Annotated in this window: 20 protein-coding genes and 1 riboswitch; of the genes, 2 read left to right on the forward strand and 18 right to left on the reverse strand. The window is 72.2% G+C overall.

The features are described 5' to 3' along the window. Nucleotides 1-6: 6 nt before the first annotated feature. Complete coding sequence (locus O7595_RS03780) at nt 7-1,038, forward strand: STM4011 family radical SAM protein (RefSeq protein ID WP_269727294.1); 1,032 nt, start codon at nt 7-9, stop codon at nt 1,036-1,038. Here the strand turns inward: O7595_RS03780 and O7595_RS03785 are convergent. Together O7595_RS03785 and O7595_RS03790 are read right to left on the reverse strand one after the other, a co-directional pair. After that, on the reverse strand, nt 999-1,790 hold the full coding sequence (locus O7595_RS03785) for an SGNH/GDSL hydrolase family protein (protein ID WP_269727295.1): 792 nt from the start codon (nt 1,788-1,790) through the stop codon (nt 999-1,001). The genes O7595_RS03780 and O7595_RS03785 overlap by 40 nt on opposite strands. Nucleotides 1,791-2,011: 221 nt before the next feature. Beyond that, nucleotides 2,012-3,013 (reverse strand): M23 family metallopeptidase, encoded by a 1,002-nt coding sequence (locus tag O7595_RS03790; RefSeq protein ID WP_269727296.1) that lies wholly within the window; start codon nt 3,011-3,013, stop codon nt 2,012-2,014. 4 nt (nt 3,014-3,017) lie between these two features. Continuing rightward, nucleotides 3,018-3,178: riboswitch (cyclic di-AMP (ydaO/yuaA leader) on the reverse strand. A gap of 587 nt (nt 3,179-3,765) precedes the next feature. Here O7595_RS03790 and O7595_RS03795 point away from each other — a divergent pair. Further along, nucleotides 3,766-4,581: a tyrosine-protein phosphatase gene (locus tag O7595_RS03795; protein ID WP_269727297.1), complete on the forward strand. Its 816-nt coding sequence runs from the start codon at nt 3,766-3,768 to the stop codon at nt 4,579-4,581. 142 nt (nt 4,582-4,723) lie between these two features. On the opposite strand, the gene O7595_RS03800 is transcribed toward O7595_RS03795, so the two are convergent. The 16 genes from O7595_RS03800 to O7595_RS03875 all read right to left on the reverse strand — a co-directional run bounded on the left by O7595_RS03800 (nt 4,724) and on the right by O7595_RS03875 (nt 22,329). Next, the gene (locus tag O7595_RS03800) at nt 4,724-6,109 is read right to left on the reverse strand and encodes an aspartate aminotransferase family protein (protein ID WP_269727298.1); all 1,386 of its coding nucleotides are present in this window, start codon (nt 6,107-6,109) and stop codon (nt 4,724-4,726) included. Next, on the reverse strand, nt 6,106-6,378 hold the full coding sequence (locus tag O7595_RS03805) for a hypothetical protein (RefSeq protein ID WP_269727299.1): 273 nt from the start codon (nt 6,376-6,378) through the stop codon (nt 6,106-6,108). Before O7595_RS03805 ends, O7595_RS03800 begins: the two co-directional genes overlap by 4 nt. Before the next feature lie 70 nt (nt 6,379-6,448). Beyond that, nucleotides 6,449-7,471: an adenosyl-hopene transferase HpnH gene (gene hpnH / locus O7595_RS03810; protein WP_269727300.1), complete on the reverse strand. Its 1,023-nt coding sequence runs from the start codon at nt 7,469-7,471 to the stop codon at nt 6,449-6,451. Between the two features lie 5 nt (nt 7,472-7,476). Next, the gene (locus tag O7595_RS03815) at nt 7,477-8,166 is read right to left on the reverse strand and encodes a phosphorylase family protein (RefSeq protein ID WP_269727301.1); all 690 of its coding nucleotides are present in this window, start codon (nt 8,164-8,166) and stop codon (nt 7,477-7,479) included. Beyond that, nucleotides 8,167-10,197 carry a squalene--hopene cyclase gene (shc, locus tag O7595_RS03820; protein WP_269727302.1) on the reverse strand — a complete coding sequence of 677 codons (2,031 nt, stop codon included), beginning with the start codon at nt 10,195-10,197 and terminating at the stop codon, nt 8,167-8,169. A gap of 137 nt (nt 10,198-10,334) precedes the next feature. After that, nucleotides 10,335-11,435, reverse strand: a complete 1,101-nt coding sequence (locus tag O7595_RS03825) for a polyprenyl synthetase family protein (protein ID WP_269727303.1) — start codon at nt 11,433-11,435, stop codon at nt 10,335-10,337. After that, nucleotides 11,432-12,859 carry a hydroxysqualene dehydroxylase HpnE gene (gene hpnE, locus O7595_RS03830; protein ID WP_269727304.1) on the reverse strand — a complete coding sequence of 476 codons (1,428 nt, stop codon included), beginning with the start codon at nt 12,857-12,859 and terminating at the stop codon, nt 11,432-11,434. The genes O7595_RS03825 and hpnE overlap by 4 nt, the downstream gene beginning before the upstream one ends. 103 nt (nt 12,860-12,962) lie before the next feature. Continuing rightward, complete coding sequence (gene hpnD / locus O7595_RS03835) at nt 12,963-13,904, reverse strand: presqualene diphosphate synthase HpnD (RefSeq protein ID WP_269727305.1); 942 nt, start codon at nt 13,902-13,904, stop codon at nt 12,963-12,965. Between the two features lie 8 nt (nt 13,905-13,912). After that, on the reverse strand, nt 13,913-14,836 hold the full coding sequence (hpnC, locus tag O7595_RS03840) for a squalene synthase HpnC (protein WP_269727306.1): 924 nt from the start codon (nt 14,834-14,836) through the stop codon (nt 13,913-13,915). 443 nt (nt 14,837-15,279) lie between these two features. Further along, nucleotides 15,280-16,080 carry an ABC transporter ATP-binding protein gene (locus tag O7595_RS03845; RefSeq protein WP_138052043.1) on the reverse strand — a complete coding sequence of 267 codons (801 nt, stop codon included), beginning with the start codon at nt 16,078-16,080 and terminating at the stop codon, nt 15,280-15,282. Next, nucleotides 16,067-16,996, reverse strand: a complete 930-nt coding sequence (locus O7595_RS03850) for an ABC transporter permease (protein WP_269727307.1) — start codon at nt 16,994-16,996, stop codon at nt 16,067-16,069. The genes O7595_RS03845 and O7595_RS03850 overlap by 14 nt, the downstream gene beginning before the upstream one ends. 91 nt (nt 16,997-17,087) lie before the next feature. Further along, on the reverse strand, nt 17,088-17,960 hold the full coding sequence (locus O7595_RS03855; protein ID WP_269727308.1) for a glycosyltransferase family 2 protein: 873 nt from the start codon (nt 17,958-17,960) through the stop codon (nt 17,088-17,090). Between the two features lie 5 nt (nt 17,961-17,965). Next, on the reverse strand, nt 17,966-18,745 hold the full coding sequence (locus tag O7595_RS03860) for a CDP-alcohol phosphatidyltransferase family protein (protein WP_269727309.1): 780 nt from the start codon (nt 18,743-18,745) through the stop codon (nt 17,966-17,968). Then, nucleotides 18,723-19,787: an iron-containing alcohol dehydrogenase family protein gene (locus tag O7595_RS03865; RefSeq protein ID WP_269727310.1), complete on the reverse strand. Its 1,065-nt coding sequence runs from the start codon at nt 19,785-19,787 to the stop codon at nt 18,723-18,725. The genes O7595_RS03860 and O7595_RS03865 overlap by 23 nt, the downstream gene beginning before the upstream one ends. Further along, nucleotides 19,775-20,512 carry a phosphocholine cytidylyltransferase family protein gene (locus tag O7595_RS03870; protein WP_269727311.1) on the reverse strand — a complete coding sequence of 246 codons (738 nt, stop codon included), beginning with the start codon at nt 20,510-20,512 and terminating at the stop codon, nt 19,775-19,777. The genes O7595_RS03865 and O7595_RS03870 overlap by 13 nt, the downstream gene beginning before the upstream one ends. Next, nucleotides 20,509-22,329: a DUF5941 domain-containing protein gene (locus O7595_RS03875; RefSeq protein WP_269732354.1), complete on the reverse strand. Its 1,821-nt coding sequence runs from the start codon at nt 22,327-22,329 to the stop codon at nt 20,509-20,511. The genes O7595_RS03870 and O7595_RS03875 overlap by 4 nt, the downstream gene beginning before the upstream one ends. Between the last annotated feature and the right edge of the window lie 152 nt (nt 22,330-22,481).

Below are 22,481 nucleotides of genomic sequence, written 5' to 3' on the forward strand. Positions count from 1 at the left end.
GGAGCCATGGATCTGACCGTGCTGTACCGCGGGCCGCTGGCGTCCTGTGACTACGACTGTCCCTACTGCCCGTTCGCCAAACGGCGGGACAGCCGAGAGCAGTTGCGGGCCGACCGGGCGGCGCTGGAGCGGTTCGCGGCCTGGGCGGCGGCGCGGGAGGGCGAGGACCGGCTGTCGGTGCTGTTCACCCCGTGGGGCGAGGCGCTGGTGCGCTCCTGGTACCGGCGGGCGCTGGCCGAGCTGTCGCGGCTGCCGCACATCCGCAGGGTCGCCGTGCAGACCAATCTGAGCTGCCGCACGGACTGGCTGGACGGCGCCGACCCGGACACCCTGGCGTTGTGGTGCACGTACCACCCGGGCCAGACGCCGTACGACCGCTTCCTCGGCAAGTGCCGCGACCTGGGGGCGCGCGGCATCAGGTTCAGCGTCGGGATCGTCGGCCTCGACGAGCATCTGGAGGCCGCACGCCGGCTGCGGGCGGACCTCCCGGGCCATGTCTATCTGTGGGTCAACGCGGCGGAGGGACACGTGTACACGGACGAGGAGGCCGCCCGCTGGACGGCGCTCGACCCCCTCTTCCCGTTCAGCCGGCACCCGCATCGCTCGGCCGGTCTGCCGTGCCGCACGGGCGAGTCGGTCGTTTCGGTGGACGGCGACGGCACGGTGCGGCGCTGCCACTTCGTGCGGTCCGGGCTCGGCAATCTCTACGACGGCTCCTACCGAGCGGCGCTGGGGCCGAGGGCCTGCCCGCTGGCGGTGTGCGACTGCCACATCGGCTATGTCCACCTGGAGTCGCTTCCGCTGTACGACGTATTCGCGGGCGGGGTCCTGGAGCGGATCCCCGCCGGGTACCCGGACCCCGTCCCCGGCTTCGGGAGCGCCGGGAGCCGGACGCCGCACGGCGCGGACCCGTTCCCGGGCTCGCGCTCGGCCCCGTACGCGGACCCGGCCCCGGAGGCGGGCTCCGGAGCCGGCCCCGGCTGCTCCGGCTCGGGCGATCAGAGCGGCAGGAGGTCCGGGCGCTTCGGCTCCACGTGATCACCGGACGACTCGCCCCGGAGCCGCCGTCCGATCCAGGGCACGAGGTGCTCCCGGGCCCATTGGATGTTGTCGCGGCGGACTTCGTAGCTGCCGCGCGGCGGCAACGGCGGCCAGGGCTGGTCCGGGTCGGCGGGCACGTCCAGACCGAGCACCTGCGCCGCGCGCAGCGCCACGCGTGTGTGCCCCTCGGGCGAGAGGTGCAGCCGGTCGGTGTCCCAGGCCCGCCTGTCCTGCACGGACCTGAGCGACCAGAGGTCGAGGACGGGGCAGTCGTAGCGGTCGGCGATGGCACGGACGTGTGCCGTGTACGTGGCGATCTTCCCCCGGAGGTGGCGGAGTACGGGCACCCCGCGGGTGTCGAAGCCGGTGGTCACCATCACCGTGCCCACGGAGGCGGCGAGGTCGGCGACGGCCCGCTCGAAGCGTTCGGCGACGTCGTCGGGGTCGCTGCCGGGCCGGATGATGTCGTTCCCTCCGGCGCAGAACGTCACCAGCTCGGGGGCGAGTTCCTTGGCGCGCGGGACCTGTTCCTCGACGATCTGGTCGAGGAGCCTGCCGCGCACGGCGAGATTGGCGTAGCGGAAGGTGTGTTCCGGTAGACGGTCGTCCAGCAGGACCGCGAGACGGTCCGCCCAGCCGACGAACCGGCTGTCGGGTCCGGGGTCTCCGACGCCCTCGGTGAAGCTGTCACCGATCGCCGCGTACGACCCGAAGGAGTCCTTTGCTCTTGATCGCGAATCATCTGCCACGTCGAGTCATCATTCACCTCGCGAAGTGACCTACGCCACCGTAGGGAGGGGTTGACGGCGCGTGATATAGACCACCAGGTCAGTTTTCGGCAAAGCGGGAATAGCCATCGGACACGGCCCGCCGCCCGACACCGGAACCGGCGGGCGCGGAACGAAGCCGTCCGCCGGCCCCCTGCGCGGGGCCGGCGGACGAGGACGCCGCGTGAGGTACCGACGCGACGTCAGATCGTGACCCCGTGCTGACGCAGATAGGCCAGCGGGTCGATGTCCGACCCGTAACCGGGGCTGGTGCGGATCTCGAAGTGCAGGTGCGGGCCGGTGGAGTTGCCGGTCGAGCCGGACAGGCCGATCTGCTGGCCACCGGTGACGCTCTCGCCGGAGGAGATGGAGAGCTGGGAGAGATGGGCGTACTGCGAGTAGGTGCCGTCGTTGTGCTTGATGACGACCTCGTTGCCGTACGCACCGCTCCAGCCCGCCGAGACGACGGTGCCGGGGCCGACGGCCTTCACCGACGTGCCGGTGGGGGCGATGAAGTCCACACCGGTGTGATAGCCACTGGACCACATGGCACCCGCGGTCCTGTACGCGGTGCTGACGCCGCCGACCACCGGGGCGAAGTAGCCCGAGGGGATGTTCTTGACGGCACTGTCGGCGGCAGGAGCCTGGACGGCAGCGGCCGCGGGAGCAGAGGCGCCGCGGTCGGCGGTGCGGGAGGCGCGCTCGGCGGAGGCGGCCGGCTTCTCGGCTTCGGCCTTGGCCGGGGCCTTCGCCTTGACCTTCACCGGGGCCTCGGCCTTGCGCTCGGTCGACTGGGCCTTCGCGTGCGGCTTCGCGTCGGCCGGGGCCTTCGGCCCGACGTGGAGGCTGAGCCGCAGACCCGGGTGGATCAGCGACGGGTTCCCACCGACGGCGGCACGGTTGTCGGCGTAGAGCTTCTTCCAGCCGCCCGCGACATCCTGCTCGGCGGCGATCTTCGACAGATGGTCACCCACCACGACGGTGTAGGACTCGACCGCCTTGCCGGCCTGCGGCGCCTGGAGGACGAAGGCCTGGTGCACGGTCGGGGCGACAGGTCCGGCTGCGGGCGCGGACTGCCCTGCGGCGTTCGCGCCGGCGGCACCGACGAACGGGATGGCGATGGCGGCCCCGCCCGTACCGGCGGCGACGAATCCGCGCCTGAACGGGCTGGTCCTCGGACGGCGGTGCTTCCCCTTACCGGGCATGGCGCATTCCTCTCCGCCGCCTGCGAGGTGAGCTGTCGGGTTCGGGCTGGAGCTGCCCGGCCGCGCCGTGAGCGCGGCTTCACCCCGAGCCGTCCGGGGTCACGGAACGGCGCAGTACCTGGGTCCCCCGCTCCTGCCACATGTGGGTGGGTGCGATATTCCGGACGGCGGCAGGATTAGGCGTTCCGACCGGATTGCGGTGACCGTAGAGGAGTCGGGTCGGCGTGAACAAGCCGTCATTTCCACCGGGAATCGACCTGCCGGATATCAGCACACATTTCCCGGTCACACTCCGTGGATCGCGGATCTTCGATTTCCACGCGGACAAGGGAGTTGAGCCGTCCCACGCTCCACGGAACGTCACGGATATGATTCAGCTCACGGCTGGACGCGGCCTCCATTTCCAATCAGGGCGCGTCACCCTAAAGCATCCAATACGGACACATCACCCATTGCGGACGCAATACGCTCAAGGGTGCGAGTGGCACAGAAAAACACCTTTCACCCGTCCTGTCGGAATTCCATTCCCACAACCCGTGAATTGCGTGGTCGGTCCCAGCCGGCGAGCGGCATCGGTCCCCGCGGGGACCTCCCAGACTCCGACAACTCCGCACATCGTCGGGGGGAGTTCGACGACGGGCAACGGCCTGGCGGACACGGGTCGAGATGATTGCCTGAGGAATCGATGTCGTAGTGTCAGCACCGCGCCCTCGTCGGCGAGCAGCGCCGACCGCAGACACGGAGGAGCCCCCGTGACGCAGCAGCTGCCCCAGACCCCGTCGACCGAACCCGAACTGTCCGGTGTGCGCAACTTCCGGGACGTGGGCGGACTGCCGACCGTGGACGGACGACGCGTTCGGTACGGACGGCTCTTCCGCAGCGGCCATCTCGCGCACGCGACGGACACCGACGCGGCCTTCCTCTCCTCGCTCGGGCTCCACACGATCTTCGACTTCCGCAACTCCGCGGACCAGCGGCTGGAGGGCCCGGACGTCGAACTCACCGGGGTGCGCAACGTCAACATCCCGCTGTCCGACCCGGCCGACGGGGCCGAGTTCTGGCGAATGGTCCGGGACGGCGACCTCGACCAGCTGAAGTCGATCCTCGCCGACGGCCAGGCGGCCGGGCGGATGATCGCCTCCTACCGGATGATCATCAAGGAGCGCACCGCCGAGCACAGCCGCGTCCTGCACGCGCTGGCCGAGGACAGCACGCCGGCGCTGATGCACTGCGCGGCGGGCAAGGACCGGGCGGGTCTGTCCATCGCCGTCTCGTTGCTGGCCGTGGGGGTCGAGCGGGACGCCATCGAGGCGGACTACCTCAAGTCGAACGACCCGCACCGGCGCTACAAGGTGCGCCGCAGCGACAGCTCGCCGGCCGGGATGTCACCCGAGGTGATGGAGTTGCTGAGCCCGCTGTTCGACGCCCGCGCCGAGTACCTGGCGGCGGCGTTCGAGACCATGGAGGAGGTCTGGGGCAGCACCGAGCGCTACCTCTCGGACGGCCTCGGCCTCACGGGCGCGACGCGGGAGCGCCTCCGTGGGCGGCTGGTCGACGGGACGGTCTGAGCGGCGGCGGACGGCCCGGTCCGCAGCCGCCCCGGCGCACCGCGCACCGGCGCACCGGCGCACCGGCACGGAGGGAATCGCCCGGCACGCCCCGCCCGGTGACCGTGCGGGAGCCGGGCCGCGGCGTCCGCGGCCCGGCGGTTCAGCGGCCCGCGACCGCCTGCTTCACGAGGGTCCTGCCGAAGTCCCACATCAGCCCACTGCCGCCGTGGGCGTCGTCCATGACGGCGGTGAAGGCCTCGACGAACCGGTCGACCTCCGGTTCGCCGATGATCAGCGGCGGAATCAGCTTGATCACTTCCAGCCGGTCGCCGGAGACCTGGGTCAGGATGCGGTGCCGCTGCAGCAGGGGCACGACCACCATCTGGGCGAACAGCCCCTTGCGGGCCGCCTGCAGCATCGTCCAGCGGCTGCGGAGTTTCAGCGACGACGGTCTGCCGAACTCGATCCCGATCATCAGTCCGCGCCCACGGACCTCGTGGAGCAGTTCATAACGGCCGACGAGCGCGGCGAGCCGCGTCCGCAGCAGGTCCCCGGTGGCCCTGGCGTTCGCGACGACCTGCTCGTCCTCGATCACCGACAGCACGGCGAGACCGGCCGCCATGGCCTGGGCGTTGGAACCGAAGCTCGCCGAGTGCACCAGCACCCGGTCCATCGACGAGTAGACCTTCCTGAAGATCCAGTCCTTGCCCAGGGTCGCACCGACCGGCACATAGCCGCCCGACAGGGCCTTGGCGACGCAGACCAGATCGGGCTCGACGCCGTCCTCGTGCTGGTGGGCGTAGAAGTCCCCGGTCCTGCCCAGCCCGGTCTGCACCTCGTCGGCGATCAGCAGCGCCCCGTGCCGGCGCAGCAGTTCCTGCGCGGCGTTCAGGAACCCCGGGGGTGCCTCGTGCACCCCCTTGCCCTGGATCGGCTCCACGACGAAGGCGGCCACGTCGCCGCGTGCCAGTTCCCGCTCCAGCGCCGCCAGGTCCCCGAGTTCCACCGCGGTGTCCGGGAGCAGGGGGCCGAAACCGTCGCGGAATCCCGCCTCGCCGTTGACCGACAGCGAGCCGGCCGTCAGCCCGTGGAAGGCGTGGCCGCAGTACAGGATCCGGGGCCGGCCGGTCGCGTACCGGGCGAACTTCAGAGCCGTCTCGACCGCCTCCGTACCGCTGCTGCAGAAGAAGACGCGGTCCAGGTGGGGGCTGTGGGCCAGCAGCTTCTCGGCGAGCAGTCCGGGCAGGGGCGGACAGTCGAAGCGGGTCAGATCGGCGAGGGAGGCGTCCAGGACGTCGTGGAGCGCCTTGCGGACGACCGGGTGGTGCCTGCCGAGGCCCATGACGCCGAACCCCGAGAGCATGTCGAGGTAGTCGTTGCCCTCCTCGTCCCAGAAATGGGCGCCCTCCCCGCGCTCGTACACCTTGTCGAAGCCGATGGTCCGGAGCATGCGGGGCAGTTGGTGGTTGAGATACCGGCTGTGCAGCCCGTACCGTTCGCCGCCGCGCTCCGCGAGCAGCTTCGTGAGGTCGAACTCGTTGCTCATCCGCCGCGCTCCTCGATCTCCGGGGTGTCGGGGGTCGACCCGGCCGTCCGCGCCTCCGGGGACGGGGGTGCGTCCGCCTGCCCGCACCGGGCGAGGACGGCGGCGACGGCCCCGGCGATGTCGACCGGGGTCAGCCGGACGTCGGCCGGCACCTCGGCCCGCCCGGCGGGGGCGAGGAACTCCCTGGGCTCCTCCGCCGGTTCGTCGAGTTCCGCTTCCGTCAGCGCCTCGAGGTCGCGCGGCCCCCGGATGTGCTCGAGAATCGTCACGCTCGTGCCCCCTCTCCGGTCCGTTGGACTCCGGCAGGGGCGGTCGGCTTCCACCGGCCGCCGCCCGCTCTCAGCTCCCGCTACCCGACACGGTTTCCCGCGCGGCGCGCAACGACTCCTTCAGGGAGCCCATGGTCGCCAGGACGGCGGTCGGCTCGTAGCCGCAGTGCGCCATGCAGTTGGCGCAGCGCGGGTCCCTGCCGCGCCCGTACTTGCTCCAGTCCGTCTCCTCGACGAGCTCCTTGTACGTGGGGACGTAACCGTCGCTCATCAGGTAGCAGGGGCGCTGCCAGCCGAAGAGCGAGTAGTTCGGAATCGCCCAGGCCGTGCAGGGGAAGTCGACCTTGCCCTCCAGGAAGTCCAGGAAGAGCGGGGAGTGGTTCAGCCGCCAGCGCCGCCGGTTGCCGTCGGCGAAGGCCTTCCGGAACAGCTCGCGCGTCTGCTCGACACCGAGGAAGTGCTCCTGGTCGGGGGCCTTCTCGTAGGCGTACGCGGGGGAGATCATCATCTCGTCGACCTCGAGGTCGTCGTTGAGGAAGTTCAGCACCTCGATGACCGTCTGCGGGGTGTCGGTGTTGAAGAACGTGGAGTTGGTGGTGACGCGGAAGCCGCGCCGCTTGGCCTCCTTGATCGCCTCCACCGCCTCGTCGAAGACGCCCTCCTTGGCGACGGACTCGTCGTGCCGCTCGCGCAGCCCGTCGATGTGGACGGCGAAGGCGAAGTACCGGGACGGGGTGAACCGGTCCATCTTCTTCCGCAGCAGCAGGGCGTTGGTGCAGAGGAAGACGTACTTCTTCCTCGCCACCAGCTGCCGCACGATCTCCTCGATCTGAGGGTGCATCAAGGGTTCGCCGCCCGCGATCGAGACCATCGGGGCGCCGGACTCCAGAACGGCGCCCACGGCCTGGGCGACCGGCATCCGCTGCTTGAGGATCCCGGCCGGGTGCTGGATCTTCCCGCAGCCCTCGCACTTCAGATTGCACGCGAACAGCGGCTCCAGCTCCACGATCAGCGGGAACTTCTCACGCCTGCGGAGCTTCTGTTCGAAGAGATAGGTCCCGACCCTGATGGTCTGGCGGAGCGGCATGGCCATCTGGCTCACCTCCTGGGGAGCAGCAAAGAACGGTGCCATTCGTAGAAAGCGGGCAGTACGGCACGCAGAACGCGGAAAGCTGATATTCCACCGCGCACCGTGCCGATACGGACCAGCTCATGCTCTGGAGCGTCCACGACCACCCGGACGGCCGCAACCGGGAGCACCCCGGCTCCCCGGGCGCTGCGGAGCGTCGCGGCGGACTCCATGTCCACCGCGATCGCGCCGGTCGCCGCCAGCCCGGTCCGCTCCTGTCCGCGCACCACGTGGTCGGAGGCGGTGAGCGGGCCGGTGTGCACGGTGCGCCCGGGCACCGCCCTGGCCAGCGCCTCCGTCAGCACGTCCGTGGCCGTGCAGGGCGTGGTGCCCCAGGGCCCCCGGGTCTCGTCGGCCACCACCACGTCGCCGGGGTGCATTCCCGGGGCGAGTCCCGCGCAGAAGCCGGAGGCGATGACCCCGGCCGCCGGGGCGGCCCCGGCACGGCGATCGGGACCGCCCGCTCCGTCACCCAGCGCCTTCTCGAGGGCACGTTCCGCGTTCTTCGGGCCCATGCCCGTTCGGAGCAGGGTCACCGGCCCCGGCGCGCCGCTGCGGGCGCCCGCGCGCAGGGCCAGCCGCTCGATACCGAGGGCGCAGGCGATCAGCAGCGGCGGGACCGGTGCGTCGGCGGGCGGCGTGCCCGGGGCGGCGGACACTCAGCCCCCGTTCCGGCCGGTGGACGGCTCCCCGTGCACGTACCGGCCGAGGGCCATCAGCGGGAAGACCTGCCGGTAGATGTGGTAGTTGATGGAGAAGTCCCAGGGGAAGCCGGTCCCGGTGAAGTACGGCTCGTCCCACGAGCCGTCCTCGCGCTGCGCGGCGGCGAGGTACGCGATGCCCCTCCCGACGGCCTTCCCGTCCCGCTCCCCCGCCGCGAGCAGCGCCAGCAGCGCCCAGCCGGTCTGGGAGGGCGTGGAGACGCCGCGGCCGATCCACGACTCCTCGCGGTACGAGCGCAGGTCCTCGCCCCAGCCGCCGTCGTCGTTCTGGACGGACTCCAGCCAGCCGACGGCCCGGCGGATCGCGGGGTGCGAGACGGGCACCCCGGCCGCGGTGAGTGCCGGGACGACCGCTCCCGTGCCGTAGAGGTGGTTGACGCCCCACCGCCCGAACCAGGCGCCGTTCGGCTCCTGCTCGCGCAGCAGCCACTCGACTCCGCGGCGGGTGCGCGGGTGGTGGGCCCGTCCCTCGTGGGCCAGCATCTCCACGACGTGCGCCGTGACGTCGGCGGACGGCGGGTCGACGACCTCCCCGAAGTCGCAGAACGGCAGCCGGTTCGGGAAGGTGCCGGTGTTGTCGGCGTCGAACGCGCCCCAGGCGCCGTTCCTCGACTGCATCCCCAACGTCCAGTTGCCCGCCCGGGCGACCGCCTCCTCGACGCGGGTCGGGTCCGGGTGCTTCACCCGGCGCAGCGCGAGGACGACCTCGGCCGTGTCGTCGACGTCCGGGTAGTTGTCGTTGTGGAACTCGAACGCCCAGCCGCCGGGGGCGAGGCGCGGCCGGCGCACGGCCCAGTCGCCGGGCCGGGTGATCTGCTCGCCGAGCATCCAGTCGGCTGCCCTGACCAGTGCCGGGTGGTCCGCGGGCACCCCCGCGTCGGAGAGCGCGACGACGGTCAGGCAGGTGTCCCACACGGGCGACTGGCAGGCCTCGATCATCCTGGCGGGGCCGTCGGTACGGCCCGCCGGCCCGGTGGCCTCGTCCCGCCACACGGCGAAGCGGTCCAGCGACTCCAGTCCGGCGCGCATCACCGGGTGGTCGAGGTCGTAGCCGAGCAGGTGGAGGGCGATCACGGAGTAGACGGCCGGCGGCTGGATGCCGCCCCAGCAGCCGTCGTTCTCCTGCCGCTCGATGATCCAGCGGGCGGCGCTGTTCATCGCCGCGCGGCGCAGTGGACGCAGGGCCACCTTGTGGTAGCCGCGCAGCAGCCGGTCGAGGCGCTGGAAGACCCCGTCCCAACTGGTCGCCGGAGCCAGGAGACGGGGCGGGTTGGGGTTGTGGCGGTCCGTGTGGAGCTCGTCGAGCGCGAACGGCGCGGGCCGTACGGGCCGCTTCGCCGAGACGACGGTCAGCGGCACGATGGTCTGGCGGGCCCAGCAGCCGAAGTCGTAGATGTTGAGCGGGAACCACGAGGGCAGATAGATGATCTCCGGCGGCAGCTCGGGCAGGTCCTCCCACTTCCACCAGCCGAAGAGCGCCAGCCAGACGCGGGTGAAGACGCGGCTCGCGGCGATGCCGCCCTGCGCCCGGACCCAGGCCGCGGCGCGCTCCATGTGCGGATCGTCGGGGCGGTCGCCGGCGAGGCGCAGGGCGACGTACGCCTCGATGGTGGTGGAGAGTTCGCCGGGACCGCCGTAGAAGGTGGCCCAGGTTCCGTCCGCGCGCTGCTCGCCGCGGATGAAGACGGCGGCGGCGGCGGTGGTCTTCTCGTCCTGGATCCCGAGGAACTGACGGAGCAGCAGGTCCTCGGCGTCCATGGTGACGTTGGTCTCGAGGTCGGCCTTCCACCAGCCCTGCGCGTCCTGCCTGCCGAGCAGGTGCTCGACGGAGCGCTGCGCCGTCAGCAGAGCGGTGGTGTCGAGGTCTCCGGAGTCCTCCGGAGCGGGACGGTGATCGGTCGTACGTTCGCTGGCCGAGGCTGCGCGGGGCGCGGGGGCCCCGCCGCTTCCGTCGGTCGTCGCTGTCATGGCTTCCCCTTCGTGCAGTCGGACGTGCTGCTTCGGGTCTGCCGTCGGCCGGTGCCGGGAGGGCACCGGCCGGCGACTGCGAACTCATATGCGATTGATCGTGGTCATCTCCGTCGGTGCCGTCCGCGGCCCGGTGCTCATCTCTTGCGTACGACGACGAAGTCGGCGAGGGCCACGAGCTGTGCCCTGACGCGCTCGGGCATGTCGACCCGGTCCAGCGCCTCCACGGCGACGGCGTGCTGCCTGCGGGCCTCCTGCGAGGTCCAGTCGCGACCGCCGGCCTCCTCGATCAGCGCCGCCCGGGCGGCGAACTCCTCCTCGGAGAAGCTGTCGAAGTCATTGCTCTTGGCGTCGGCGGCGAGCAGTTCCCCGAGCCGCCGCGACGCGGGGCCGCCCGCGGCGAGCGCGGCGACGACGGGCAGGGACTTCTTGCGCTGGCGCAGATCGCTCCAGGTCTGCTTGCCGGTGGCCTCCGGGTCGCCCCAGATGCCCAGCAGGTCGTCCACGGCCTGGAAGGCGAGCCCGAGGTGGTGGCCGTACGCCTCCAGGGTGTCGGCGGTGCGGTCGTCGGCGCCGCCGAGGACCGCACCGATGGAGACGGCGCAGGCGAGCAGGGCGCCCGTCTTGTTGCCCTCCATCTCCAGGCACTCCTCGACGGTGACGCGCTCGCGGTGCTCGTAGGAGATGTCCAGGGCCTGGCCGTCGATGAGCTTGCGGGTGGCGGTGGTGAGCCGGCGGGTGGCGCGGCCGGCCTCCACGGTGCCGAGCTCCAGCAGGATCTCGTTGGCGAGGGCGAAGAGCGCGTCGCCGACGAGGATGGCCTGCGCGGGCCCGTGCACCTTCCATACCGTGTCGCGGTGGCGGCGCTGCTCGTCACCGTCCATCAGGTCGTCGTGGAGCAGCGAGAAGTTGTGCACCAGTTCGACGGCGACGGCACCGGGGATGCCCACCTCGGGCGCGGCCCCGGCGGCCTCGGCGGACAGCAGCGCCAACGCCGGGCGTACGGCCTTGCCGCCGTCGCCGTCCGCGGGACGGCCGTGCGCGTCGATCCAGCCGAAGTGGTAGGCGGCGACGGTGTCCATGGGGGGCGCGAGCCTGTCAACGGCAGCTCGCAGCACCGGGGTGGACATCGTCCGCCCGCGCTCGAGCAGCGCGGTGACGGCCTCGGTGTCGACAGCCGGGTTCGCCGAAGGCGCAGTCGGCACTTTCTCTCCTCTGGTTCCGGACGTGGGTCTCATGCCGCCTCCTCGAGCGGATGTTCGTGGCGGCGGCCGAGGGCTGCGAGCGCGGCACCGGCGGCGCTCAGTCCGCTGCGCACGGCGCCCTCCATGGTCGCGGGCCAGCCGGTGGCGGTCCACGACCCGGCCAGGCAGAGGCCGGGGGCGTTGGTACGGGCGGCGGGCCGGAGCCTACCGACACCGGGGGCGGGGGCGAAGGTCGCCGTGCGTTCCCTGGTGACGAAGAAGTCCCGTACCCGCGCCCCGCGGGTCGCGGGCAGCAGCCGTTCCAGCTCGGGTAGATAGCGCTCGCGCAGTACGGGGACGGGGGTGTCGATCTCGTCCTCGGCGGCGGACTGGGACAGGGCCAGGTACTGTCCGGCGCTTCGCGCGTCGCCCCCGGGTCCCCCCGGCACGCCCGCCGACAGGCCGGAGGCGTCGGTGCGGTCGAAGACCCACTGGACGGGGCTGCCCAGCGCGGCGAAGAAGGGCCGGCGCAGCACGCGGCGGTCGTAGACCACGTGCAGGTTGAGGATCGGCGCGGTCCCGATGCCGAGCAGCCGGTCCGGGTCGTCCAGGGCGCCCTCGGGGAGCAGTGCGTGCGCCTCGCGCTGCGGTACCGCGAGGACGACGGCGTCCGCGGCCAGCCGGCCGGTGCCTGCCGTGACGTTCCAGCGCCCGTCGTCCGCCCGGGCGACCTCGCTGACGCGCGTGCGCAGTTCGGTGCGGACGCCGGCCGTGTCGAGGGCCTTGCGGGCCAGGGTGTCGTGCAGTTCTCCGAGCGGGACCCGGGCCCAGCCGATGTCGGCGGCACCGGGGTCGGAGAGCAGCCCGGTCCTGAAGACCATCGCGGCGAGGGCCATGGAGGCGTTCGGCGCGGTGGCGTTGAGGGTGGCGACCCCGACCAGGTCCCAGAGGGCCTCGACGGCTCGCGGGGACTGGCCGTGGCGGCGCAGCCAGGTGGCGAAGTCGATGCCGTCGAGGGCGGGGTCGGCGGGGTCGAGTCCCTTCAGTGCGAACGCGGCGCGCCCGACGGCGGCCCGCTCGGCGAGGGAGAGGTGGGGGTAGCCCGCGAGGCTCGCGGCGAGGTGCAGGGGCACCGGCAGGGCGGTGCGGCGCAGCCGCCCGAGGCGGGGGCCCCTGGGGTGGGCCGCGTCGAGGACGGGCACGTCGAGGCGCGGCTGGAGCGGCGCGAGGCGGGCGCCGTCGACGCGGTCGAGGAACCAGCGGTACGCGGTGCAGCAGCGCAGGTAGACGTGCTGGCCGTTGTCGACGGTCAGCTCGCCGCGCCGGAAGGAGAAGGCGAGTCCGCCGAGCCGGGGCCGGTTCTCCAGGAGCGTGACGCGCAGACCGGCGTCGGCGAGGCGGAGTGCGGCGGTCACACCGGCGAGTCCGCCCCCGACGACGACGGCGTGCTGCTCGGAGGTGCTGTCCCGGTACGTCACATGACCTCCCCGGCGGCGGGGAGGGCACCCGGAACCGTCGCGGCGCGCCGTACCGTCGCGCGAGGCCCGGCGGCCGTACGGCGCCGGGGATGCCTCAGCCGGGTCATCGGACGCGCCTCCTGACGGCCGTGCGGGAGATGTGTCGCGCGTCGAGGCCGGAGAGGCCGCGCACGGCGACGTAGGCCTTCTCCCGGCCGGGCAGGGAGACTCGGCCGCGCAGGACGGCCATGGGGTCGCGCTCGATGCGGTCGAGCAGCCGGCGGTAGATCCCGGCCATGGCGGCCACGCAGGCGCCGCTGCGCCGGTCCAGCATGGGCAGCAGCCGGTAGCCCTCGGCGAACAGCCCCCGGGCGCGCCGTACCTCGAAGTGGACGAGTCCGGTGAAGTCGGCCCCGGACGGCGGGATCGCGCGGTGGAATCCGTCGGTGCAGCCGAACTTGGCGAGGTCGTCGGTCGGCAGGTACGTCCGGCCGTTGCTCGCGTCCTCGCGGACGTCGCGCAGGATGTTGGTGAGTTGGAGGGCCAGTCCGAGGGTGTCGGCGTACTCGGAGGCCCGTTCGGCGCCGCGTGCGCCGGGCAGGGTGCCGAACACGCCCAGGGAGAGCCGTCCGATGGCGCCCGCGACACACCGGCAGTAGACCTTGAGGTCGTCCCAGGTCTCGTAGGTCTCGCCGCGGACGTCCATGAGGACCCCGTCGATGAGCTCGTCGAGGGCGTCGAGGGGGATGGGGAAGCGGTGCGCCGCGTCCGCGAGGGCCACGGCGACCGGGTCCGTGTCGTCCTCGTCCACCGCCCCGTCGCGGATCCTGCCGAGGAGCTCGCGGGTCCCTTCGAGCCGGTCCCGCTTCGCGGCCTCCCCGAGGAGGCCGTCGCCGATGTCGTCGACGCGCCGCGAGAAGGCGTAGAGCGCGGACATGGCCTGGCGCTTGTCGGCGGGCAGGAGCCTGATGCCGTACGCGAAGTTGCGCGCCTGCGTCCCGGTGACGGCCTCGCAGTAGCTGTACGCGGCCCGCACCGGCGAGGACATGTGTGTGAACTCCTCCATGCTCCGGCTCACCCCTCTCTACGCGCTCTGTGCAGGACGGCTGCCACTTCACGCATCAGCCGGGGCCTGGTGGGCCCGGGCGGCCCGGGGAGGACGTCGTGGCCCGCGGCCTCGATCGCGGCGAGGGCGGCGCGTCCCCCGGCGACGAAGCCGGCGAGCAGCAGCCTGAGTCTGCCGTGCACGCTTCCCACGAGCGGGACGCCCTCCTCCAGCAGCAGTGCGGCCCGTGCGGCCTCGTGGGCGACCAGGGCGCGTACGGGCGCGCTCGCGGTCGGGGCCGCCAGGTCGTCCTCGGTGACGCCGAACCGCTGCATGTCGTCGGCGGGCAGGTAGACCCGGTCCGCGGCCAGGTCCTCGGCGACGTCCTGGAGGTGCTCGACGATCTGCAGGGCGGTGCACACGGCGTCGGACCGGCGGATCCGTTCGGGACTGGCCGTACCGGTGATGGCCAGGACGAGCCGGCCGACGGGGTTGGCGGAGAGCTCGCAGTAGCGCGTGAGGTCGCCCCAGGTCCGGTAGCGGCGGACGAGCTGGTCCTGGCGGTTGGCCTCGATCAGGCCGAGGAACGGCTCCGGGGTGAGCGCGCGGCGGCGCACGGTCGGCACCAGCGCCCGCAGCAGGGGGTGGCGCGGGCCGCCGTCGCCGCCGCCGGGAAAGATCCGCCGCAGATCGGCCTCGAAGGCGTCGAGCATCGCGAGCCGGTCGTCGCTCCGGGAGGGGTCGAGGCCGAGCCACCGGGCGTCCGCTCCGCCCGGGGCGAGGTCGCCGTCGCCGATGTCGTCGACGAGCCGGGCGTAGCCGTAGACGGCCATGAGGTCGCCGCGCCAGGCGCGCGGCAGGAAGAAGGGGGCCACGGGGAAGTTCTCGTCCGCGGCCTTGGCGAGGGTGGTGCGCGTGGAGGCGTCGGGGCGCACCTGCCGGGTACCTGTCACTGCGGGCTGCCAGGTGCGGGGACGGCACTGCCCACGCGGAGCTGGAGATCTTCCGTCATGGCCGTCACATCTCCCGTTCTACACTGCCGACCCAATACATCCTATTTCGGACACGCCGCCGGTCCCCACGAGGGGCTTGGCCGTCCGGCAGCCGGGATACCTCAGGGTGCATCGCCCCACTTGCCGTGAATCAGCACCGGTACAGCTTACGTTCCGCATCGTCCCCGAACTCGGCGGGGCACCTGCGCGTCGCGGGAGCAGGGCGACACCCCGCCAACCTCCGCAGGGGGAACGGCAGGTGACGGCCGGTCGCGGCAGCACCGCCCTCCCGCCCGTCCTCGTCGCCGGGGCCCGGCGGGACCTCGCCGTGCGAGGCCCCGCCGCAACGGTCCGGACGTCCGCAACGGGCTGCCGGGGGCCCCTCGGTCACCGCGGGGGACCGCCTACTTCCCGGTCTCCTTCTCGTACGCCTTGATGACCTCGTCGGTCGGGCCGTCCATCAGGAGCTCGCCCTTCTCCAGCCAGAGGACCCGGTCGCAGGTGTCCCGGATCGACTTGTTGCTGTGGCTGACCAGGAAGACCGTTCCCGCCTCCTTCCGCAACTCCCGGATGCGCTCCTCGGAGCGGATCTGGAACTTGCGGTCACCGGTGGCCAGCGCCTCGTCGATCATCAGTACGTCGTGGTTCTTGGCCGCGGCGATCGCGAACCGGAGCCGGGCGCCCATGCCGGAGGAGTACGTGCGCATCGGCAGGGTGATGAAGTCGCCCTTCTCGTTGATGCCGGAGAAGTCGACGATGTCCTGGTAGCGGCCGCGGATCTCCTCACGCGACATGCCCATGGCCAAGCCACCGAGGATGACGTTCCGCTCACCGGTCAGATCGCCCATGAGGGCGGCGTTGACACCCAGCAGGGACGGCTGGCCGTCCGTGTAGACCTTGCCGCTCTCGGTGGGCAGCAGTCCCGCGATCGCACGCAGCAGCGTCGACTTCCCGGAGCCGTTCGTACCGATGAGACCGATGGCCTCGCCGCGGTAGGCGGTGAAGGAGACGCCCCGGACGGCGTGGACCTTGCGGACGCCGCGGGACTCCCCGCGGTCGCGCCGCAGGATCCGGCTCAGCGCGGCGGTCGCGCTGCCCTTGCCGCCGCTGCCGCCGTTGACGCGGTACACGATGTGCACGTCGTCGGCGACGACGGTGGGCACGCGGGCGTCGCGCGGATCCTCGAGGTGGTCAGCCACGGCCATAGCGCTCCTCCGCCTTCCAGAAGTACACGAACCCGGCGACTCCCAGCAGCAGCGACCACAGCCCGCCGGCCATCCACACGTGCGCGGGCAGGTTCGACGAGTCGTACCCGTCGATCAGGGCGAAGCGGATCAGGTCCATGTAGATCGCAGCGGGGTTGTACATCAGGACCTCGGCGATCCACGCGGGCTTGTCCGCGAGCATCACCTTGATCGAGAACATGACGCCCGAGCCGTACATCCAGGTCCGCATGATGAAGGGCATCAGCTGGGCGAGGTCGGGCGTCTTGCTGCCCATCCGCGCCATGATCAGCGCCAGCCCGACGTTGAAGACGAACTGCAGCCCCAGGGCCGGCAGCACCAGCAGCCAGCTCAGCGAGGGGTAGCTGCCGAACGCGACCACGATCAGCACGAGGACGATCATGGAGAAGAGCAGTTGCTGGAGCTGCTGCAGCGCGAACGAGATCGGCAGCGAGGCCCGCGGGAAGTGCAGGGCCCGCACCAGTCCCAGGTTCCCGGAGATCGCCCGGACACCGGCCATGACCGACGTCTGCGTGAACGTGAACACGAACACGCCCGTCACCAGGAACGGGATGTAGACCTCCTTCTCCATCCCGCGGCCCGCGCCGAGGATGAGGCCGAAGATCAGGTAGTACACGAGAGCGTTCAGCAGCGGCGTCGCGACCTGCCACAGCTGGCCGAGCTTCGCCTGGCTGTACTGGGCGGTCAGCTTCGCCTGGGAGAAAGCCAGGATGAAGTGCCGGCGGCCCCAGAGCTGCCTGACGTATTCGACCAGCCCGGGGCGGGCACCGCTCACCGACAGGCCGTACTTGGCGGCCAGCTCCGCCGGTGCCAGACCGTCGTCGGGAGACGGGCGAGCGCTCGTGGCGATCGCGCCGTCGTGGGTTGTGTCACTCACAAGTCGAGACTTTCGTGTTCAAGATGCGCGGCTTGGGCCTCAGGTGGCGGCCGGGTCCCGGAGTACGCCCGATGCTCTCAGATCCCGGCGGTCAGACGACAGGCGGTCGGCCCAGTCGCGTCAGTCGCCACACGGTACGCCACTTCATGGGACGGCGCGGCCCGCACGGGGTGGTCCAGCCTTCCTTGAAGCCGCCGAACCAGGCCTTGAGCGCCGCGGCCGAGGGCCGCCTGAGGAGCGTGAGCAGGATCCACACCCCGAGGTAGACGGGCACCAGGGGGGCGGGCAGGTTGCGACGGGCCAGCCACACCCTGTTGCGGGCGACCATGCGGTGGTAGACCGCGTGCCGGGACGGCGGCGTCGTCGGGTGGTGCAGCACCATGTCGGAGCGGTAGTCGATCATCCAGCCGGCGTCGAGGGCCCGCCAGGCGAGGTCGGTCTCCTCGTGCGCGTAGAAGAACTCGTCCGGCAGGCCGCCGACCTGTTCCAGCACCTTCGTGCGGACGGCGTTGGCACCGCCGAGGAAGGTCGTGACGCGCGAGGAGCGCATCGGGTCGGACGCCCGCAGCCGCGGGACGTGCCGGCGCTGGGTGAGACCGGTGTCCGGGTCGGCGATGCGGAAGCTGACGATCCCGAGGGCGGGGTCCTCCTCGAACGCCCGGCGCACCAGCTCGGCGGTGTCGCTGTTCGGCAGCAATCCGTCGTCGTCGAGGAAGAGCAGCACGTCCACGTCGCCGCCGCCCGGCCCGAACGCCTCGATGCCGACGTTGCGGCCGCCCGGGATGCCCAGGTTCTCGGGCAGGTCGACGGTGCGCACCCCGTCGGGCACGCCCGTGACGGGGGCGCCGTTACCGACGACGACCACCTCGACGGGGTCGCCGTCCTGCTTGGCGACCGAGTCGATGAGAGCGCGCAGGTCGTCGGGCCGGTTGCCCATGGTGATGATGACGGCACCGAGCTTCATACGGCTCACCTCAGCCTGCTGGAGACGAGGATGGACACCAGGTGCAGAACCGTCTGCAGCAGCGCGATGCCGGCCAGCACGGCGACGCCCAGCCGGGAGAAGAACAGGTCCCCCTGGATCTGGTCGAGGATCGCCAGCACCAGGATCAGCAGGGACGCCTCGATACCGAGGACCAGCCGGTGGAACTTCAGCGCCGCGGCGGCCCGGCGGGCGAGCGCCATGCCGGACGAGCGCGGCTCGGCCGCCGCGTCCTTGACCGGCTCCATCCCTGCCTGGTGCCGGGCGACGCCGACCAGGTCGGTCTCGGCCTTGATCAGGATCGCGCCGAGCGCGGCGAGCGTGCCGAGGAAGGCCCAGAGCCAGTCGATCCGGCCGCCGCCCCACAGGTCCGCGGCGCGCAGGCCGAAGCCGACGAGGACGGCCGCGTCGCACAGGTAGGCACCGACCCGGTCCAGGTACACGCCGGACAGGGAGTACTGCTTCTTCCAGCGGGCGACCTCCCCGTCCACGCAGTCCAGAAGCAGGTAGAGCTGGACCATCACCACGCCGAGGACGGCGCCCCAGATGCCCGGCACCAGCAGGGCCGGCAGCGCCAGGACCCCGGCCAGGGTCATCAGGTACGTCAGCTGGTTCGGCGTGACCTTGGTGCCGACCAGGACGCGGGTGATGCGCAGGGAGATCTCGCGCATGTACAGGCGGCCGCCCCAGTGCTCGCCACTGCGCCGGTCCTTGACACCCGCGGGGTGGACGACCGGACGGAGCTCAGCTACGGATGGTCTTGGCATAGTCGGCGTACGCGTCCCTGATCTGGTCGGTGGACAGGTCGAGGTGCTCGAGGATGGTGAACCGCCCGGGCCGGGTCTGCGGGGCGTACTCCACGGCCCGGACGAACTCGTCGGCGGAGAAGCCGATGTCCTCGGGGAGGACCGGCAGCCCGTGCCTGCGCAGGACCTCGGCGAACAGACCGGCCTCCTCCTCCGCGCCGCGCAGGTGCATCGCGAAGGCGGCGCCCAGCCCGACCTGCTCGCCGTGGCTGGCGGCGCGCTTGGGGTAGAGCAGGTCGAAGGCGTGGCTGATCTCGTGGCAGGCACCGGAGGACGGGCGGGAGTCACCGCTGATCGACATGGCGATGCCGGAGAGCACCAGCGCCTCCGCGAGCACCGTCAGGAACTCGTCGTCGCCGACGCCCCCCGGGTGGCGGAGCACGGCCTCGCCGGCGGTGCGGGCCATCGCGGCGGCCAGGCCGTCGACGGACTCCCCGGTGACCTTGCGGGAGAGCTCCCAGTCGGCGATCGCGGAGATGTTGGAGATCGCGTCGCCGATCCCGGAGCGGACGAACCGGACCGGGGCCGCACGCACCACGTCGAGGTCGATCACCATGGCGATCGGCGCGGGGACGCCGTAGGAGCCGCGGCCGTTGTCGTTGTCCAGGATGGAGATCGGCGAGCACAGACCGTCGTGCGCCAGGTTGGTGGCGACGGCGACCATGGGCAGCCCGACCCGCGCCGCGGCGTACTTCGCCACGTCGATGATCTTGCCCCCGCCGAGGCCGACGACCGCGTCGTAGCGGCGCTTGCCCTTGATGTCGTCGGCCAGCTTGACCGCCGAGTCGATGGTGCCGTCCGCGACCTCGTACCAGTCGGCGCCGGGCAGCACCGGTGCCAGCCGCTCGCGCAGGGCCTGGCCCGAGCCGTTGCTGATCGCGAACGCCAGCTCGCCCGACGCGGAGATGCGCTGGTCGGCCAGCAGGCCGGCCAGATCGTCCATCGCGCCGCAGCTGACGTCGACGACGACCGGCGACGGAATGAGCCGGGTCAGTACTGGCACGCGATCTCCCGGCTCTTCGCGAGGTCGTCGTGGTTGTCGATCTCGACCCAGCTGACGTCGCCGATCGGCGCCGTATCGATCCGGAAGCCGCGGTTCACCAGCTCCTGGTAGCCGTCCTCGTAGTAGAGGTCGGGGTCGCGCTCGAAGGTGGCCTGCAGCGCGTCGGCGAGCTCCTCGGCGGCCTCGGGCTCGATGAGGGTGACACCGATGTACTCACCGGTGGCGCCGGCCGGGTCCATCAGCTTGGTGATCCGCCGGACGCCCTGGCCGTCGGCGGTGATGACCTTCATCTCCTCGTCGGCGAGCTGCTTGACCGTGTCGAGGGCGAGGATGATCCGCCGGCCGTCGCCGCGGGCGGCGAGCAGGGTCTTCTCGACGGAGACCGGATGCACGGTGTCGCCGTTGGCGAGGATCACGCCGCGCCTGAGCACGTCGCGGGCGCACCACAGGGAGTAGGCGTTGTTCCACTCCTCGGCCTTGTCGTTGTCGATCAGGGTGAGCTTCAGGCCGTACGTGGCCTCCAGCTGGTCCTTGCGCGCGTACACGGCCTCCTTGCGGTAGCCGACGACGACGGCGACCTCGGTGAGGCCGATCTCGCTGAAGTTCTTCAGCGTCAGGTCGAGGACCGAGAGGTCCCCGTTCACGGGCACGAGGGCCTTCGGAAGGGTGTCGGTGTAGGGGCGCAGACGCCGTCCGGCACCGGCAGCCAGAACAAGGCCGATCATGCGGGTTCTCCTTCGTCGTGTACGGCGGGTGCTCCGGAGGAGACCCAGAAGCGGACGGACTCCGCGACCACCACGAGTGCCACGGCGACCGCGAGGACCGTCAGCGCGATCGTGAACTGCGGGGCGCCGAGCAGGGTGGCCAGCAGCGCGACCGCCAGGGTCCGCCCCTCGTGCCCGCCGACCGCCCGGACCAGCCAGTGCGGGGGCGCGCCGGTGCCCCCGCGGATGCGGTACACCGTGTCGTAGTGATGGTAGGCGACCGCGGCCACCAGGCCGAATGCCGCGGGAAGGGCCCCGTTCACGTCCGCCAGGGCGGCCAGGATCAGGATCGTGCCGTACTCCGCGGCGCGGAAGACCGGGGGCACCAGCCAGTCGAGGGCTCCCTTGAGCGGGCGCGCGACGGCCAGGCCGGAGATGAGGGCGTAGGCCAGCGCGGCGACGGCCGTCCAGGGGCTGCCGTAGGGGGCGAGCCACGCGGTGAGGGTGACCGCCGCGGCGCCGGTCGCGGCGATCGCCGGCGGGGCCAGCGCCGGCAGCCGGCGGGCCACGCCCCGGAACGCGGCGGCGAAGGCCTCCGCCAGGGGACCGGAGTCGGCGAGGTCGGCGAGCGCCTGTGCGGCGCGGTCGGTCCTGCGGGCCCTGCGGGTGAGCGAGCGCAGCACCCTGCCCGCCGTGGTGTACGCGGCGGCGAGGGCGCAGCCGACCAGCAGGGCGTAGAAGACGATCCGGGGGGTGGTGACGGCGGTCAGCACCGCGATCATGGCCCAGCGCTCGCCGATCGGCAGCACGATCATGCGCCGGACCCAGACCGTCCAGCCGACGCTGTCGAGCCGGTCGGAGAGGGCGGCGGTGGGACTGGTGTTGCCGGCCGCGTCGTGGTTGGCCTCGTTGAAGGAGAAATCGACCACGTGGCGGCAGGTCTGCAGCACCATCGCGCCGAGCGCCAGGGCCCAGACGTCGTCCCCGCCGCGTGCGGCGCCGAGGGCGAGGCCCGCGTAGTACGCGTACTCCTTGGCCCGGTCGAAGGTGGCGTCGAGCCAGGCGCCGAGCGTCGAGTACTGCAGGGAGTAGCGGGCGAGCTGCCCGTCGGTGCAGTCGAGGACGAAGGAGAGGATCAGCAGCACGCCGGCGGCGACGAAGCCGCCCCGGGTGCCGGTGGCCGCGGCGGCGGCCGCTATGAGCGCGGTGACCAGCGAGGCGGTGGTGACCTGGTTCGGGGTCAGCCCGCGCCGTGCGCACCAGCGGGCGAGGTAGCGCGAGTACGGGCTGATGCAGAAGGTCGTGAAGAACCCGTCCCGCGCCTTCACCGCGGACCGCAGCCGGACGGCCTCGTCGTCGACGGCCGCCACGGCCTGCCGGGCCTCGTTGCGGTCCTGGGGGTCGCCGGGCACGGTCGCGACGAGGGTGCCCAGCTCGGGGCGGTGCGGAGCGACGCCCTCGGCGGCGAGGGCGACCGCGACGAGGTCCGGGACGACGTCGACCCGGGCGGAGTGGGTGTCCGTGGTCGCGGCGCCGGAGGACGCGCCGTCCTGCGACGACCGCACGGTGGGCCGCTCGGCCGCCGGTCGCGGGCCGGCGGCGGCCTCCCGCAGGGCCGCCAGCAGGGCGGCGCGTGCCTCGGGCCGGGCCGTGGCCGCGCCGGGGATCGCGGCGACCGGGAAGCGGGGGTCCGTCAGACCGAGGCGGAGGGCGTGGACGTGGCCGACGAAGCGCGGGTCGACGAGCGCGGCCCGCTCGGCGGCCGGGACCGCCGCGAGCAGGTCGGCCGCCTCGTCGGCCCCGGACGCGATGCGTACGTCGAAGCCCAGCGACCGCAGATCGCCCTCGAGCGGCGATCCGGGTACCGGCGGACCGGTGAGGATGGCGGTCGACAGACGGACTCACTCCTTGGCGCTGATCAGATGGGTGGGCACGGCGGCTCGGCCCGGGACCGGGCGGCGGCACGTCGGCTGAGGCTATCGGATGTACG

Origin of the sequence: Streptomyces sp. WMMC940, assembly GCF_027460265.1 — a bacterium.
GTDB lineage: Bacteria > Actinomycetota > Actinomycetes > Streptomycetales > Streptomycetaceae > Streptomyces.